General features: G+C 75.5%; 12 protein-coding genes and 1 pseudogene. 8 read left to right on the forward strand and 5 right to left on the reverse strand.

What is annotated here, in order from left to right; genetic code table 11:
- Positions 1–390, reverse strand: a pseudogene (locus ACFRMQ_RS18175) (hypothetical protein); the annotation flags it as partial.
- 179 nt (positions 391–569) lie between these two features.
- Entirely contained in the window at positions 570–1,196 is a 627-nt protein-coding gene (locus ACFRMQ_RS18180; RefSeq protein ID WP_380731469.1) for a C40 family peptidase, read from the reverse strand.
- A gap of 235 nt (positions 1,197–1,431) precedes the next feature.
- Here ACFRMQ_RS18180 and ACFRMQ_RS18185 point away from each other — a divergent pair, with 235 nt between their 5' ends.
- From ACFRMQ_RS18185 to ACFRMQ_RS18200, 4 genes are all read left to right on the forward strand, one after another.
- Complete coding sequence (locus ACFRMQ_RS18185) at positions 1,432–1,839, forward strand: RidA family protein (RefSeq protein WP_380731470.1); 408 nt, start codon at positions 1,432–1,434, stop codon at positions 1,837–1,839.
- An 87-nt stretch (positions 1,840–1,926) separates the two neighbouring features.
- The gene (locus ACFRMQ_RS18190; protein ID WP_380731471.1) at positions 1,927–2,676 is read left to right on the forward strand and encodes a hypothetical protein; all 750 of its coding nucleotides are present in this window, start codon (positions 1,927–1,929) and stop codon (positions 2,674–2,676) included.
- On the forward strand, positions 2,673–3,974 hold the full coding sequence (locus ACFRMQ_RS18195) for a nucleotidyl transferase AbiEii/AbiGii toxin family protein (RefSeq protein ID WP_380731472.1): 1,302 nt from the start codon (positions 2,673–2,675) through the stop codon (positions 3,972–3,974). Before ACFRMQ_RS18190 ends, ACFRMQ_RS18195 begins: the two co-directional genes overlap by 4 nt.
- A 184-nt stretch (positions 3,975–4,158) precedes the next feature.
- On the forward strand, positions 4,159–4,341 hold the full coding sequence (locus ACFRMQ_RS18200) for a hypothetical protein (protein ID WP_380731473.1): 183 nt from the start codon (positions 4,159–4,161) through the stop codon (positions 4,339–4,341).
- Here the strand turns inward: ACFRMQ_RS18200 and ACFRMQ_RS18205 are convergent, their stop codons facing one another.
- On the reverse strand, positions 4,342–4,974 hold the full coding sequence (locus ACFRMQ_RS18205; RefSeq protein ID WP_380731474.1) for a hypothetical protein: 633 nt from the start codon (positions 4,972–4,974) through the stop codon (positions 4,342–4,344).
- A 160-nt stretch (positions 4,975–5,134) separates the two neighbouring features.
- On the reverse strand, positions 5,135–5,539 hold the full coding sequence (locus tag ACFRMQ_RS18210) for a heavy metal-responsive transcriptional regulator (protein ID WP_380731475.1): 405 nt from the start codon (positions 5,537–5,539) through the stop codon (positions 5,135–5,137).
- 88 nt (positions 5,540–5,627) lie between these two features.
- Here ACFRMQ_RS18210 and ACFRMQ_RS18215 point away from each other — a divergent pair, with 88 nt between their 5' ends.
- From ACFRMQ_RS18215 to ACFRMQ_RS18230, 4 genes are all read left to right on the forward strand, one after another.
- A complete protein-coding gene (locus tag ACFRMQ_RS18215; protein ID WP_380731476.1) occupies positions 5,628–6,683 on the forward strand; it encodes an alkylmercury lyase family protein in 1,056 nt (351 codons plus the stop codon).
- 170 nt (positions 6,684–6,853) lie between these two features.
- Positions 6,854–10,984 carry an AAA domain-containing protein gene (locus ACFRMQ_RS18220; RefSeq protein WP_380731477.1) on the forward strand — a complete coding sequence of 1,377 codons (4,131 nt, stop codon included), beginning with the start codon at positions 6,854–6,856 and terminating at the stop codon, positions 10,982–10,984.
- A gap of 263 nt (positions 10,985–11,247) precedes the next feature.
- On the forward strand, positions 11,248–11,964 hold the full coding sequence (locus ACFRMQ_RS18225) for a ScbR family autoregulator-binding transcription factor (protein WP_380731478.1): 717 nt from the start codon (positions 11,248–11,250) through the stop codon (positions 11,962–11,964).
- A gap of 758 nt (positions 11,965–12,722) precedes the next feature.
- On the forward strand, positions 12,723–13,394 hold the full coding sequence (locus ACFRMQ_RS18230) for a ScbR family autoregulator-binding transcription factor (RefSeq protein WP_380731479.1): 672 nt from the start codon (positions 12,723–12,725) through the stop codon (positions 13,392–13,394).
- Positions 13,395–13,482: 88 nt separating this feature from the next.
- Here ACFRMQ_RS18230 and ACFRMQ_RS18235 read toward each other — a convergent pair.
- Positions 13,483–14,198: CARDB domain-containing protein (locus ACFRMQ_RS18235; RefSeq protein WP_380731480.1), on the reverse strand; the 716-nt coding region annotated here is incomplete at its 5' end.

The following is a 14,198-nucleotide window of genomic DNA, read 5'->3' on the forward strand; positions in this document are numbered from 1 at the left end:
GAGCTCGATCAGGCGGCCGTCCGGGTCGCGCAGACGGGCGGTGCGCGGGTTCGTCCCCCATTGCGGGTGGCCGGTGGCCTGGGCGGCCGGGGTGCCGCCGTGGCGCGGGCGAAGGGCGAGGGCGGCGTCCGCGTCGGCCACCCGGAAGACCGGCATCGCGTCGTCCTGCGCGGGAGCGGTGGCGGTCAGCCCGGTGGTGCCGGGGGCGGCGGCCATCGCGGTGCCGGCCGCGCTCGCCGACTTCGGCTCCCGGGCCCAGCGCGACCTGGTGCGGCGGCAGGCCATCGACCCGGGCGACCTGGCGAAGGCCGCCGACCAGGTGGCCGCCGCCGGGTACGCCGAGCGCGCCAGGGACCGGGCCGACCGGCGGCGGGTCTCGGTCTCGGTCACCGAGGCCGGGCGGGCGCCGCTCGCCGAACTGGACGCGCAGGAGTGGGCGGTGCAGGACGAGGCGCCGGCACCGCCGGACGCGGGGGAGCGGCGGGTGCCGAGGAGAACCGCTGCCGCGGGCGCGCACCACGGGATGGGGGAGCGCCGTGGCGGCCTGTGGGGCGGACGGGCCCCGCCGGTCAGTCGGCCCTGGGGCCCGGGCGGCGGGCACCGGCGAACTCGTCGGCCCAGCGCGGGACTTCGAGCGCGTTCTCGACCCGGGCGACCAGCGTGCCGGTGCGTTCGGCGTGGATCATCGCGCCCTCACCGACGTAGATCCCGACGTGGTGGAGCGGCGCGTCGGGGCGGGAGAAGAACAGCAGATCGCCGGGAGCGAGCGCGTCGTGGGCCACCGGGGCGCTCAGGTTGAACTGCGCGCCGGTGTAGTGCCCCAGTTCGACGGTGCCGTGGCTGGCCCGGTACCAGCAGTAGAGCGACAGGCCGCTGCAGTCGTAGCCGACCGTCTTCTCGCCCAGACAGACGCCGTTCAGCCACCCGTTCTGGTCGTCGCAGAAGCCCAGGCCGGCACCCAGCCGGTCGCCGCCGCCCCAGGCGTACGGCACGCCGAGCTGGCTCGCGGCCACGGCGGCGGCCCGGCGGCCCAGCGCGGCGGCGGGCAGCGACCAGGACGCCTCGGGCGCGGCGTCGGGTGCCGCCTGGGCGGCCGGGCCGAGGGCCGGGACGAGGCCCGCCCCGAGGGCGAGGCCGAGCATCCGGCGCCGGTGGACTCCGGAGGCCTGGTCTCGGCCGGACGGTTGGGGCTCCATGGCGGTGACTCCCGGGTCGAGGTGGCGAGGCCGGATCGGCCCGTGCGCGTGCGGGCGGTCGGGCGTACGGACCAGGATTCCGTCCGGGTGGTCCGGGCCGCCATCACCCACACCGGTGATTCGCGGACGCTCGTGCCCCGATGCGGAAGTCGGCGTGCCGGTAAATGGTTTGACGGTCGTTCGGGAAGCGCCAACGATGGGCGCGAACGTTCGGTCGGGGCCATCGGAGGACTCAATGAGCAGCGCCGTCAGGCTGATCCGTGGTACGCGGCTGACCAAGGCGGTCGACTACGCCTACGCGGCGGAGGTGGACGCGTCGGTCCGCTCGCTCTGGCTGGCCGGGGCCTGCCCGCTGGACGAGCAGGGCCGTACGGTCGCGGTCGGCGACTACGAGGGCCAGGCCCACCAGGTGATGCGCAACCTGATCACCGCGCTGGAGGACGCCGGCGCGGCGCTCACCGACATCGCCCGGACCACGGTCTACGTGGCCTCCGGCCGTCAGGCGGACCTGGGGCGGGTGTGGAGCGTCTACCGGGCGTACATGGGGGAGCACGACGCCCCGAGCACCCTGCTCGGTGTCGCGGTGCTCGGGTACGAGGACCAGTTGGTGGAGGTGGAGGCCGTTGCCGTGCTGCCCGCCTGACGTTCCGTCTTCTCGGCCTTCCCGGTCGGCCCGGTCGGCCGGAACGGTCCGGGCGCAGGCCCGGCGTTGTCAGAGGGACTTGGCAGGATGACCCCCATGCTCGACACCTGTCCTGACCGGAGCCGTGACGACCGGCTCGTTCCGCCCGACATCCGGGGCGACTTCGAGGTGCACTTGACGGTGGTGGCCGCCGCCGCCGAGGCGCTGGCCGCCTGGGCCGAGGGCGAGGGCCTGAAGTTCACCCAGATCCTGCTGGCACGCGGCGCGGTGCCCTCGCAGCCGATGCTGACCCTGCGGGTCGGCGGCGCACTGGAGGAGGTCGCCGACGCCACGTCCCGGACGGCGGAGCGGCTGGCCCGGGCGGGCTTCGCCGTCCTGCGGGCGAAGATCGAGGCCACGCCCTGGGCGCAGGGCGTCCCGGTCTCGGACGAGGACGCCGTGCCGCACGGGAGCGGCCGTTACTTCGAGCACCACGTCAAGCTGCTGCTCCCAGGCGGAGGTTCCGCCACGGGCCCGGCGGCCCCCGCCCGCCTCGCCGCGCTCACCGAGCTGGCCGTCCGGCACGGTGCGCACCTGTCGCGCAATCCACGCCGGGTGCGCGAGGACGGCCGGCGGGAGTGGTTCGTGACCCAGCGGTGCCGCCTGGTCGGTCTGGACACCGCGGGCCGCCGCCTGGAGGCGCTGCTGGGGGAACTCGCCGCCGACGGCCACGAGGTGGTGTCGGCGGAGCGCGAGTTCGTCGTCGTGGACAGCGACGAGGCGCTGGACGCGGGATGGATCAGCGAGCACGGGCGCGGGCACGGTGCCCGGCCGAACGGAGAGGGAGAGCAGAGATGACCGAGGACCAGTCCCCGCCGCAGTCACCGGTGACCTGGGAGGAGCTCCAGTGGGGGCCGTGGGAGGGCGTCGTGCTGCCCAAGCGGCCGCCGTCGGAGGAGGTGCGCGAGGAGCGGGGCCTGCCCAGGAGCCTGCGGCCGATCGACGACGAGGCGGTCAGCCAGCAGCCGGTCTTCGACCCCGCCCTCGCCGAGTACAGCCGGGCCCTGCGCCCCAGCGAGCCGGCCTTCACCGACCCGCGGCTCGCCGAACGCTGGCTCGCCGCACGGCGCGAGGCGCTGAACACCGCCCTGTCCGCCGTCGCCGTGTCGCCGTGGGCCGAACACCTGGTGCTGCGCGGCAGCATCCTGCTGCGGGCCTGGTACGGCGAGCAGGCGCGGGAGCCGGGGGACCTGGACTTCGTGGTCCGTCCGGTGGACTGGCAGTTGGAGGACGAGCGCACGGACCGCATGCTCCAGGACCTCGCCGCCGGCGCCGAGCGGCTCTCGGGCCGGGTGCGGCTGCACGCCGACCAGGCGCTCAGCGACGAGATCTGGACGTACAGCCGGATACCCGGGCGCAGGCTCGTCCTGCCGTGGTCGGCACCGGGCGTACCGGGTGGGACCGTCCAGCTGGACTTCGTCTTCACCGAGCACCTGCCCGTCCCGCCCGAGCCATCGCGACTGCCGGGCGTCGCCGGACCGCTGCTCGCTGCCACTCCGCAGCTGTCCCTCGCCTGGAAGATCCTCTGGCTGATCTCGGACACCCACCCCCAGGGCAAGGACCTCTACGACGCCGTGCTGCTCTCGCGGTCCGCCGAGCTCCCCTACGACCTGCTGCGGCAGGTCGTCACCCAGTCCGAGGAGGGCTGGTCCCGTCGGCCGGTCCTCCCGGAGCAGATCACCGACATCTACGTCGACTGGGACGAATTCGCCAAGGACCACCCGCGGTTCGCCGGACCCGTGGAGGAGTACCCGGCCCAGCTGGACGCCGCCCTCCGCCCGACCTTCGCCGGTCGCGGCGAATACGCCCTGCGCGCCCAGTGGCTGGCCCCGCTGGTCGAGGACCTGCGGAAGGTCCTGGCGCTCGACGGGATGGCCGAGGTCCAACGGTGGATGGACCGGCGCCACATGCTCCCGGAGAACACCCTGGTCGTCACCCGCGAACTGCTCGGCGTCGGCCTCGAAGAGGCCCGCCGAATCGTCTTCGCCCACCTCGACGGCGAACCCGAGCGGCTGACCCGCAGGCTCGCGGAAGCCGCCGCCCGCTACGCCGCCGAGTTCGAAGGCGACCGCCCGGCGGGCGGCGCCGGCGAATGACCGTGGTCCCGTGGGGCCGCGCGGGACGCGGCCCCCTGGACGCCTGGCGTCAGCCCCGGGCGGAGCCGAGCGGTCCACCGGGCCGAACACCCAACGGCCACCCCGTCAACGTGGCTTGACCCTCGATGTGCTCATCGGGCCGTGGCTGCAAGGCAGTTGGATGCCGCGCCCCTACCCTGGCCCCATGAAACAGCACATCGTCACCCTGATCCTCGGCGGTCTTCTGCTCGGCATCGTCGCGTTCGGGGCCGGGTGGTTCGCGGCGGACTCCCGGGAGACCGCTCCGGCGCCGACCTACATCATGGTCACGCCGGAGCCGGTCGCCACCGGCAGCGCCTCGCCGCCGGCCGCCGGCGGGGGCCGGTAGCTACTGCCTCACCGCCCAGAACCGGTCGGCCATGTCGTCGTGGCCGACCGACCCGGACAGCGACTCCGGAGGTTCCTTCCAGAGCATCTGCCACCGGCCGTCGCCAGGATCGTTGTCCACGATCACCTCCAGGCCGCGGGCGGTGTTCACCCAGCTGCTCGTCTGGTCTCGGAACCCGTAGTCGGCGAAGTGGACGGCCGCCTCCTCGTGGAACAGGTTGAACTGGATCCGCCGGCCGCCCCAGCTCTTCTCGGAGTAGAAGCAGTAGTACGAGGGCTCGGTGGCCGGCGCCGGGCAGTGCTTCCAGTCGGGGCCCCGGACGCTGCGGCGGGTGTGGTCGCCGCTCCACGGCGGTGCCTGCGCCTGCCCGGGGAGCGGGAGCACCACCACCGCCCCGTCCGGGTAGCTGACTTCGTTGGCGGCGGTCTGCTTCCCGCCCCTGCTCGCGGCGAGTTGGGCGTCCACCGCCTGTTGCAGTACGTCACGGTCGCTCTCGCTCAGGGCGGTGATGATGGCTCTCCGGTCCCCGGCCGGGCTGTGCGCGGAGGCGGCCTGTGCCCCGAGGGGAGCGGCCAGGAGCACCAGGGCCCCGGCCGTGCGGACGACAAGACGGCGGACTCGGGAGTGCGTCATATGCCAACCGTAGCCGTGCAGATACCGCAGGTAACCGTACTTTCTCGATCAGACGGCGCGCACCCGGCCAGGCTGCGCCGGTGCGCACGCGCCCCCTGAATCGAGCGAACCCGCGACGGAACGGCGCGGGGTGGCCGCCGGGGCGACGGCTGTGCCGGGGCTACGGCCTCGCGGGGTGGACGATGGTGCAGATGTCGTCCGCGCCGCAGGCGGCCGGATCGGTGGCGGCGGCGCGGTCCGCGAGGAGGCGCAGCGCGTCCCGGGTGGCGGCGAGCTCGGCCAGGCGCCGCTCGATGTCGGAGAGGTGCTCCTGGATGAGACCGGTGACATGACCGCAAGGGGCCTGGCCGTCGTCGCGCAGGGCGAGGACCGAGCGGATCTCGGCGAGGGTGAGCCCGGCGCGCTGGGCGTCGCGGACGAACGAGAGCCGGGGCACGGAGGTGTCCGGGTAGTCGCGGTAGCCGTTCGCGGTGCGCGGCGGCGAGGGCAGCAGGCCGCTGCCCTCGTAGAACCGGATGGTCCTGGTCGTCAGCCCGGTGCGGGTGGCGAGGTCGCCGATGCGCATGCCACCAGGCTATCGCTTGACCTTCCAGTGCACTGGAAGGTCTAACGTCGGCCGCAGGAGTCGAACGACGGTCTGGAGGACTGGGCGCATGCGGATCACGGTGCTGACGGTGGCGGACTGCCCGAACGCGCGGCCCGCGCTGGAGCGGGTGGCCGCCGCACTGGACGGACGGGAAGCCGAGGTGGAGCTGGTCGAGGTGGCCGACGAGGCCGACGCCGTCCGACTGGGCATGTACGGCTCGCCGACGATCCTGGTCGACGGCATCGACCCGTTCGCACCGCCCGGGGCGGCGCCGAGCCTGTCGTGCCGCCTCTACCGCGGCCCCGACGGCACCGTGTCCGGCGTGCCGGAGGAGACGGCCCTGCGCCGGGCCCTCGGCCGGAACGCCGCGGCGCCGCACAGCGCCGGGACCTCGAACTGCTGCACGCCTCACACGGAAGCCCCGAACGTCCCGAACGTCCCGGACACTCTGGGCGCCCCAGCCGTGCCAGCCGTGCCGGCCGTCCCGGCCGTCCCGGGCGCCGTCGGCCGGGGCGGCCGCGGGCGCCGCGCCCCCGCCGAACGTGGTCTGCGCGCGGTGCAGCAGTACGTCCTGCGCCACTTCGCCGCCACCGGGTCCGCCCCCGACGCGCGGCTGCTCCAACCGGTGGCGGCCACGGCCGGGCGCGGCGCCACCGAGGTGCTCGCCGAGCTGGCCGACGGGGACTTCCTCACCCTGGACGAGGCCGGAGACATCCGGGCCGCCTATCCCTTCTCCGCCGTCCCCACCCGCCACCGGGTCCGCCTCGACAACGGGGTGGAGGTGTGGTCGATGTGCGCCGTCGACGCCTTGGGCGTCCCGGCCATGCTCGGCCGGGACGCGGTGATCTCCTCCACCGACCCGGTGAGCGGCGCCTCCGTCACCGTCACCTCGACCGGCGACAGCCTGCGCTGGGAGCCGGCGAGCGCGGTGGTCTTCGCCGGCGAGCGCCCCGGCGGCGGCCCCGCGGCCGGCGTCTGCTGCGACGCGCTGAACTTCTTCACCGACGCCGCGAACGCCGACGCCTGGGCGAACGACCACCCGGAGGTGCCCGGCCGCACCCTCGGCCGCGCCGACGCCGAGCGGCTCGGCCGGCAGGTCTTCGGACCTCTGCTCGCGCCCTGACCGCGCCCCGACAGGGCCCGGCCCGGGCCCACGGCCGGCACAGCCACGCCACCCCGTGACAGCATCCGCCCCCCGCACTCGGCGCACCCGCCCGTCCGGTAGATTCTGCGCCCGGTTGATCGGCACACGAAGCGGCTGGGTGCCGCGGGTTCGACGCAGGGGGCAACGGGGTGCGCAGCGGGGACGTGCGGGACCGGCGGGTGGGGGATCTGCTGGAGTGCTGGCGGGCGATCGAGCTGTTCGGCCCGCCGTCGATCCCCGAGGTGCCGCGCAAGCGCCGCGCCGGGCGCCCCCGGGCGTCGGACCCGGTCGTCGTCGACGTGACACCGGCCGCCGGTCAGGCGGCACCGGTGCTGCCGTGGTCGCCGGAGCATCCGGAGACGGCGGCGTGGCGGGCACCGCAGGGCATGGTGTGGCGGCACGAGGTGTACGGCGGGATTTTTGAACTGGAGCTGCTGCGCCGGGCGATGATCGCCGTGCTGCCCGCGGGCACCGACCCGGACCCGGGGGTGCCGGACGAGGAACTGGTGCTGTCCGGCGGGAGCGCGATGTTCGCGCTGGTCCTGGACGAGCACGGGCGACCGGTGGAGGACACGTCGGTGGTCTCGGCGTGCGCCTGGGCGACCGGCAGGCTCTTCGACCCTGGGCCTTCGGCACCCGGGTGGCTGGACGGCTTCGAGGAGTTGGGCGAGGCCTTCGCGGTGGCGGTCGGGCGGCTGACCGCCACGCCGATCCCGTACGCGCCGGGGCCCGGCGCCGTGGCGAGCGCGCCGCGTGCCGGCCCCGGGGCCGGAACGCCCGCACCGGAGGCGGAGGCCACCGGCGGCTGGCGGCAGCTGCTCGCGGAGATCCTGGGCGGCGCGGCGGTGGCCGCGGTCGGGGCGTTGTTCGGTGAGGTCGCCGGGGCGGCCGTGCAGGGGGCGACGGAGCCCCTGGTGCGACGGGTCGCCGACTGGGCGGCGGACCGCCGACCGGACCGGAGCGCCGCCGCGGACCAGGCTTCCACCGTCGACCGGGGCCCCGCGGCGGACCCGGGGGCCACGTCCACGGCGCCGGAACCGGCCGCCGAGGTGCCCGCACCCGCCGAGCAGCCGCAGGACGGGGACGGTCCGCGCCCCGTCACGCTCGCCGACCTCGTCGCCCTGACGGCCCAGATCGCCCACCTCTGCGGCGTCGAGGAGCACCTCGACCCGCGCGTCATCCGGGTGCGGAGCCGACTGGTCCACCGCCCGCGCGACCGGAAGGCCAAGCCCGCCGCCGCCCAGCCGTTCCTCAACAGCCTGCTGCCGCCGGACCTCGCCCGGGTCCGGGCCGCGCTGCGGGACGGCGGGGGAGGGGGCCTCGGCCCCGCCCTGGAGGCCTACCTGACCGACCGCCGGGACATACCCGTCGGCGCCCGCGCCGATGTGCGCGAGGACCGCCGCACCGTCCTCGAAGGCGTCGACCCGGCCCTCGTCCCCGCGGGCCGCTGGCCCGCCAAGGCGCGGTACCCGCTTGCCCTCAGCCAGCAGTTCGCCGTCAACCGCATGCTCGCCGACCGCGACGCCGCCGAGGCCGCGACCGGCACGGCCGACACCGACCCGGGCGGCCTGTTCTCCGTCAACGGCCCGCCCGGCACCGGAAAGACCACCATGCTGCGCGACCTGGTCGCCGCCCTCGTGGTCGAACGCGCCGCCGTGCTGGCCGACTACCGGCGGCCCGACGAGGCGTTCGTCGGCCGCGCCTGGCGCGGCAAGGACCGCCAGGGCGTCCACGCGCGCTTCGTCGCGGCCCTCGACCCCAAGCTCGCCGGCCGCGAGATCGTGGTCACCTCCTCCAACAACGGCGCCGTGGAGAACATCACCGCCGAACTGCCCGGCGCCGACGCCCTCGACGGGTACTGGCACGACGGCCCGGACCACTTCTCCGACCTCGCCTCCGCGCTCCTGGGCGGCGCACCCGCCTGGGGGCTGGTCGCCGCGGTGCTCGGCAACAAGGGCAACCGGACGAAGTTCGCCGAGCGCTTCTGGTGGGGCCGGCTGCCCGAGGACGAGACCGCCGCCCGAGAGGCCGACGGGCTCCCGCCGCTGCGCGGGATGAACGCAGTCCTCGGCGACTGGATACCGCCGCGGGTGCCCAGGCCCGCCACCCCCTCACGCGACCGCCGCACGGCCCAGCCCCAGGCCACCGCCCAGGCCCCGGCCGTCGACGCCCCGGCCCCGGCCGGCCCCGCCGAGCCGATCCCCTCCTGGCCCGAGGCCGTCGCCGCCTTCCGGTCCGCCCAGGCCGAGGTCGAGCGCCTGCGCGCCGAACGCACCCGCCTCGCCGCCGCGCTGACGGAGACCCGCTCGGCCCGGGTCCACCCCCGCCTCGACGCGCTCCGCTCCGCCATCGCCCGCGCCGACGAGCGCGCGGCCGCCGCCGAGGCCCGCCACGACGCCGCCGGTCCGGCCGTCGAGACCGCCCGCGCCGCCGCCCGTGCCGCCGAGGACGCCCACCGGGCCGCGACCGGGCAGGTCCCCCAGGCCCGCGAGGCCCTCGCCAACGCCCGGGCCGACCTCGTCGTCGCCCAGGAACGCGCGGAGGAGCACCGCCGGCAGGTCGAGGTGCTGACCGCCCTGCACGCCGAGCCCCCCGCCGCCCAGCCGGGCCTGCGCTCAGGGCTGCGCCGGCTGCTCCAGAGCGGCGCCGAACGCCAGGCCGCCGAGGAGCACCGCGACCGGACCAGGGCCGAACTCCTCACCCGGCTCGTCGAGCAGCGCACCGCCCTGGAAGAGGTCCAGGAGCACATCGCCCACCGCGCGCGGGCCGCGGACCTCGCCACCGACCTGCACGCCCGCTCCGTCACCGCCGTCGCCGAGGCCGCCGCGGCCGTCACCCGCGCCCGCGGCGGCGAGGAGGCGACCCGCGCCGCGCGGTCCACCGCCCTCGCGGACGCCGAGCAGGCCCGCCACGAAGCCCGCTCCGCCCGGCGCGACCTGGAGCACGCCACCGCCGAACTCGACGCCGCCCACCGCGCCCTGCGCGCGGCCCGGGCCGACCTGCCCTCGCTGCCCCTGGACTGGCTCGACCTCGACGACCACGCGCAGGAACTCGGCGCCCCCTGGTCCGACGAGGCCTGGAGCACCGCCCGCAGCGACCTGTTCCTGCGCGCCCTCGACCTGCACCGCGCCCTCGTCGCCAACACCGCCCAGCGGATCCGAGGCAACCTCCAGGTCCTGGTGGAGCTGATGGCCGGCACCGCCGGACCCGTCCCCGACGAGCAGGTCCGCCAGGCCTGGCAGACCCTCTTCCTCCTGGTCCCCGTCGTCTCCACCACCTTCTCCTCCATCGGCAGCATGTTCGCCCGCCTCGGCCGGGGCTCCATCGGCTGGGTCCTCGTCGACGAAGCCGGTCAGGCCACCCCGCAGGCCGCCGTCGGCGCGCTGTGGCGCGCCCGCCGGGCCGTCCTCGTCGGAGACCCGCTCCAGCTCGAACCCGTCGTCACCATGCCCACCGCGCTCCAGCGCCGGCTGCTGCTCGCCCACGGCGTCGACGAGGAGTGGCTGCCCTCCGCCACCTCCGCCCAGGCCGTCGCCGACCGGGTCAACCGGTACGGCACCTACCTGCCCGCGCCCACCGGAGCCGAGCAGGACACCGTCTGGGTCGGCTCGCCGCTGCGCGTCCACCGCCGCTGCGAGGAGCCCATGTTCACCGTCAGCAACGAGGTCGCGTACGGCGGCCTCATGGTCCACGGCACCCACCCCCAGCCCTTCCCCGACGCCGACCGCGACGGGTTGCTCCCCAGCCGCTGGCTCGACACCCCCGACCCGGACCGCCCCGCCGACGCCCCCTGGGGCGAACGCGACCGCCGCGCCCTCACCTTCCTGCTGCGCCGGCTCGACAGCCAGGGCGTCGGCGTGGAACGGATGCGCATCATCGCCCCCTTCCGCGCCCTCGTCGCCGAAGCCCGCCACACCTGCCGCACGCTGCCCGGCTGGACCGCCGAACACCTCGACGAGCGCTGTGCCACCGTGCACAAGGCCCAGGGCAAGGAGGCCGACGTGGTGATCCTGCTGCTCGGCGCGGGCCGCCCCGGAGCCCGCGCGTGGGCGGCCGGCACCCCCCACCTCCTCAACGTGGCCGCCAGCCGGGCCAAGCGCCGCCTCTACGTGGTCGGCGACCGCGCGCTGTGGGCCCCGCTGCTCCACTTCGACGTCCTGGCCGCCGAGCTCCCCGCCTACGACCACGTCCGTGACCGCGACACCTGGCCCCTCGACGACCCGGGCAGCGGCCCCGGCCGTGAGCGCGGCCGTGATTCCGCCGGGGCCTCCGGCGGCTGACCCGTGGCCGGGGACGCTCGGCGCTCCGTGGCGCCGAAGCGTTCGGCCGGAAGAAACCATTCGTTCGGTTTTTGGCGCCAGTGAACCGACCGCAGGCTCAAAGGGCGCCACCGTGGCCGCAGGGGTGCGGCATCACCACCGGGCAGGTGACGAACGCGGGTTGGGGGATTCACGATATTCGTCTTGTCGGCCGCGGGTGAGGCAAAGCTAAGATACGGGGTGGTTGGTTTTGTTTTCCGGGAACTCACGGCGGGGTGGTTTCGGTGGTACGGCAGGAACGGGCGCTCCGGACACGTCGGCTGATCCTGGAGGCGGCGGCCTCGGTCTTCGACGAGTTCGGGTACGAGGGAGCGACCATCGGTGAGGTGGTCTCCCGGGCCGGGGTGACGCGCGGCGCGGTGTATTTCCATTTCGCCTCCAAGCGCGATCTGGCGCAGGGTGTGGTGGAGGAGCAGTTCGTCCAGGACGGAGTTCCCGAACGGAGCTGCAAGCTCCAGGAGTTCGTGGACACCGGAATGGTGGTGGCGCACCTGATGCCGCGTGATCCGCTGCTCAGCGCGGGTGCCCGGCTCTCGCTCGGGCAGGACGTGTTCGACGATCTCGGCGGTGGCGCCACCCCCGGCTGGATCAACCGCTTCGAGGCGCTGCTGGCCGCGGCCGGCGAGCGCGGCGAGCTGCTCCCGCACGTCGTGCCGGCGGACACCGCGTGGCTGCTGGTCGCCGCGTGGACGGGGGTGCAGATCCAGTCGCAGAAGCTCTGTGGCCGGGCGGACCTGGAGCTGCGGGTGTCCGGGCTGTACCAGCACCTGATGCCGAGCGTCGCGGTGCCGGGCGTGCTCGGTTCGTTGCAGATGGGGCCGAACCGCGGCGCCCAGGTGGTCGCGGAGGCCGCGGCGGCCCGTGCGGCCGAGGAGGCCGGCGAGGCGGAGGCGGAGGCGGCCGCGGGAGCCGAGGCGCAGACGGCGGCCGGCGTCGGCTGACAGCGGCTCACCGGGGTCCCGGCCTGCGGGAATCCGGACGGCGCCGGGCGCCACCGGGCGGAACGGGCAGGCGGACCGAACAGACGAACTGGCGGCGGCGGGACCACGGGGGTCCGGCGCCGCCTTTTGCGTGCCCCCGCCCCGGCCGCTGCGGAGGGCCGGGAGGGGGGCGCGATCGGGGCTGTCCGAGGCGCCGTCTCCGACGGCGCGTCCAGCGATGACGTCCCGCCAAAAACAAACAGCACGTTCGGTTTTGCGTTGACAAACCGCACGTCCTGTTTTTGACTGTTGGCAGCTGACCCAGGGGTGTCGACCCGGGTGCCGGCCGTCGGCGGAGGGGCCTGCGGCGTTCCGTGTGATGAGGGGTGGTCATCGTGGAGATCCGGGTGCTCGGGGCGCTGGACGTCCGGGTGTGCGGAGTGCCGGTGGTGCCGTCGGCGCCGAAGCCGCGGCAAGTACTGGGACTGCCGGCGCTGCGGGCGGACCAGGCGGTGACGGCCGGAGCGTCGGCCGACGAGCTGTGGGGAGCCTTCGGTCGGACTGCGGCGGCTCCAGTGCTCCATCCTGCTCGCCGGTCCGGAGCGGGCGGAGCGCGAGCCCGCCGCCGCGGGCGCCGGGCCCGGCGCCACCGCGGCCCGGCTCAGCCGGGTCGGATGAAGAACCCGGCCGCGGACGGCGGTCGGAGGCCGCGGCGCCCGTCCTGGGGCGGCCGGGGTCTGGTCGGAACGTGCTCGGCGTCATGAGGGGTTGGGGGACAGGTGGTCCAGGAGAGGTCGGAGCGGACGCGCGGGCGGCTGGTGGAAGCGGGGGCGGCACTGTTCGACCGCCGCGGCTACGCCGGGGCCACCCTCGGTGAGATCGCCGCAGCCGCCGGGGTGACGAAGGGGGCGCTGTACTTCCACTTCGCCTCCAAGGAGGAACTGGCCGGGGCGGTGTGCGTGCAGGCCGAGCGCCTGCTGCGGGTGGTCTGCGCGGACCTGCGCGCCTCCTCCTCGCCGCTCCAGGGGCTGATCGACGCGGGGTACTGGCTGGTCGACGTGCTCGGAGCGGATTCGGTGATCCGGGCGGCCTTCCGCCTCGGCCGCGAGGACACCGGCTGGCAGGCCGGGGCCGGCCCGGCGGGGCCGCCCGGACAGCCGGCCTTCGCCGGCATGCGCGGCTTCCACAGCGTCTGGGCCGGGGCGGTGCGGGACCTGCTGGCGGGCGCCCGCCGCGCGGGAGAGTTGCGGGAGCGGTCGGACGGCCTCGGCCCGGAGACCCTGGTGGTGACCGCCGCCTGCGGTCTGGAGGTCGTCTTCGCCGACGGCTGCCCCGCCGAGGAACGCGTCCGCCGGGTCGGTGCCCTCTGGGACTGGCTGCTGCCCTGCCTGGTGCCCCCGGGCGCGGTCGCCGGCTACCGCACCAGGCCACTGGCCCCGCAGCCCGCGTGACGACAGGGCGGACGGACAACGGACCGCCCCCGGTACCCGAAGGCACCGGGGGCGGTCCGACCGCCGGAGGACGGCGGGATCGAAGGTGCTACGCCACGGGCTGCTTGGCGCTCGCGCGGCGCTTCGCCCGGTAGAGCAGCAGTCCGCCGACGGTCATCAGACCGCCCCCGGCCAGGGCCGCGACCCCGGCTGACGAGCCGGCCTCCGGCAGCCGGCCCGGGCCGCCGCCGTGCGGCGGAGCCGGCTGCTCACCGGGGTGACCGGGGCGGCCCGGGTGCTTGGGGCAGCCCTTGCCTCCCTTGTGGTCGCCCCCCTTCGGCGGGCAGGCCTCGACGGTGATGCAGAGATCGACCGGCGGGCTCTGCACCAGCCGGCCCTGCGGATCACGGGCCGTGGCCGTGGCGGTGTTGGTGACGTGTCCGGCCTGGGCGTCGGCCTCGGTCACGGTGTACGTGCCGTGGCAGGTGGTGCTCTGGCCGGGGTCGAGGGTGGTCACGTCGCAGGTCACCTGCCGGACGTGGTCGTCGTTGACGGCCAGCTCGGTCACCGTGGTGGAACCGGTGTTGGTGACGGTGTAGGTGTAGGTGATGGTGTCGCCGGGCCGCGCGTTCTCGGTGACGTCGGCCCGCTTGGTGATGGTCAGCGAGTTGGCGCCGGGGACGACGGTGATGCAGAGATCGACGGGCGGGCTCTCGACCGGCCGTCCCTGCGGGTCGGTGCCGTTGGCACGGGCGGTGTTGGTGACGTGTCCGGCCTGGGCGTCGGCCTCGGTCACGGTGTACGTGCCGTGGCAGGTGGTGCTCT

This window comes from Kitasatospora sp. NPDC056783, assembly GCF_042789895.1.
GTDB lineage: Bacteria > Actinomycetota > Actinomycetes > Streptomycetales > Streptomycetaceae > Kitasatospora.

Bases quoted from the DNA above. Each gene is read 5' to 3' on its own strand.
- ACFRMQ_RS18180 (WP_380731469.1), bottom strand. From the start codon at position 1,196: ATGGAGCCCCAACCGTCCGGCCGAGACCAGGCCTCCGGAGTCCACCGG.
- ACFRMQ_RS18185 (WP_380731470.1), top strand. From the start codon at position 1,432: ATGAGCAGCGCCGTCAGGCTGATCCGTGGTACGCGGCTGACCAAGGCG.
- ACFRMQ_RS18190 (WP_380731471.1), top strand. From the start codon at position 1,927: ATGACCCCCATGCTCGACACCTGTCCTGACCGGAGCCGTGACGACCGG.
- ACFRMQ_RS18195 (WP_380731472.1), top strand. From the start codon at position 2,673: ATGACCGAGGACCAGTCCCCGCCGCAGTCACCGGTGACCTGGGAGGAG.
- ACFRMQ_RS18200 (WP_380731473.1), top strand. From the start codon at position 4,159: ATGAAACAGCACATCGTCACCCTGATCCTCGGCGGTCTTCTGCTCGGC.
- ACFRMQ_RS18205 (WP_380731474.1), bottom strand. From the start codon at position 4,974: ATGACGCACTCCCGAGTCCGCCGTCTTGTCGTCCGCACGGCCGGGGCC.
- ACFRMQ_RS18210 (WP_380731475.1), bottom strand. From the start codon at position 5,539: ATGCGCATCGGCGACCTCGCCACCCGCACCGGGCTGACGACCAGGACC.
- ACFRMQ_RS18215 (WP_380731476.1), top strand. From the start codon at position 5,628: ATGCGGATCACGGTGCTGACGGTGGCGGACTGCCCGAACGCGCGGCCC.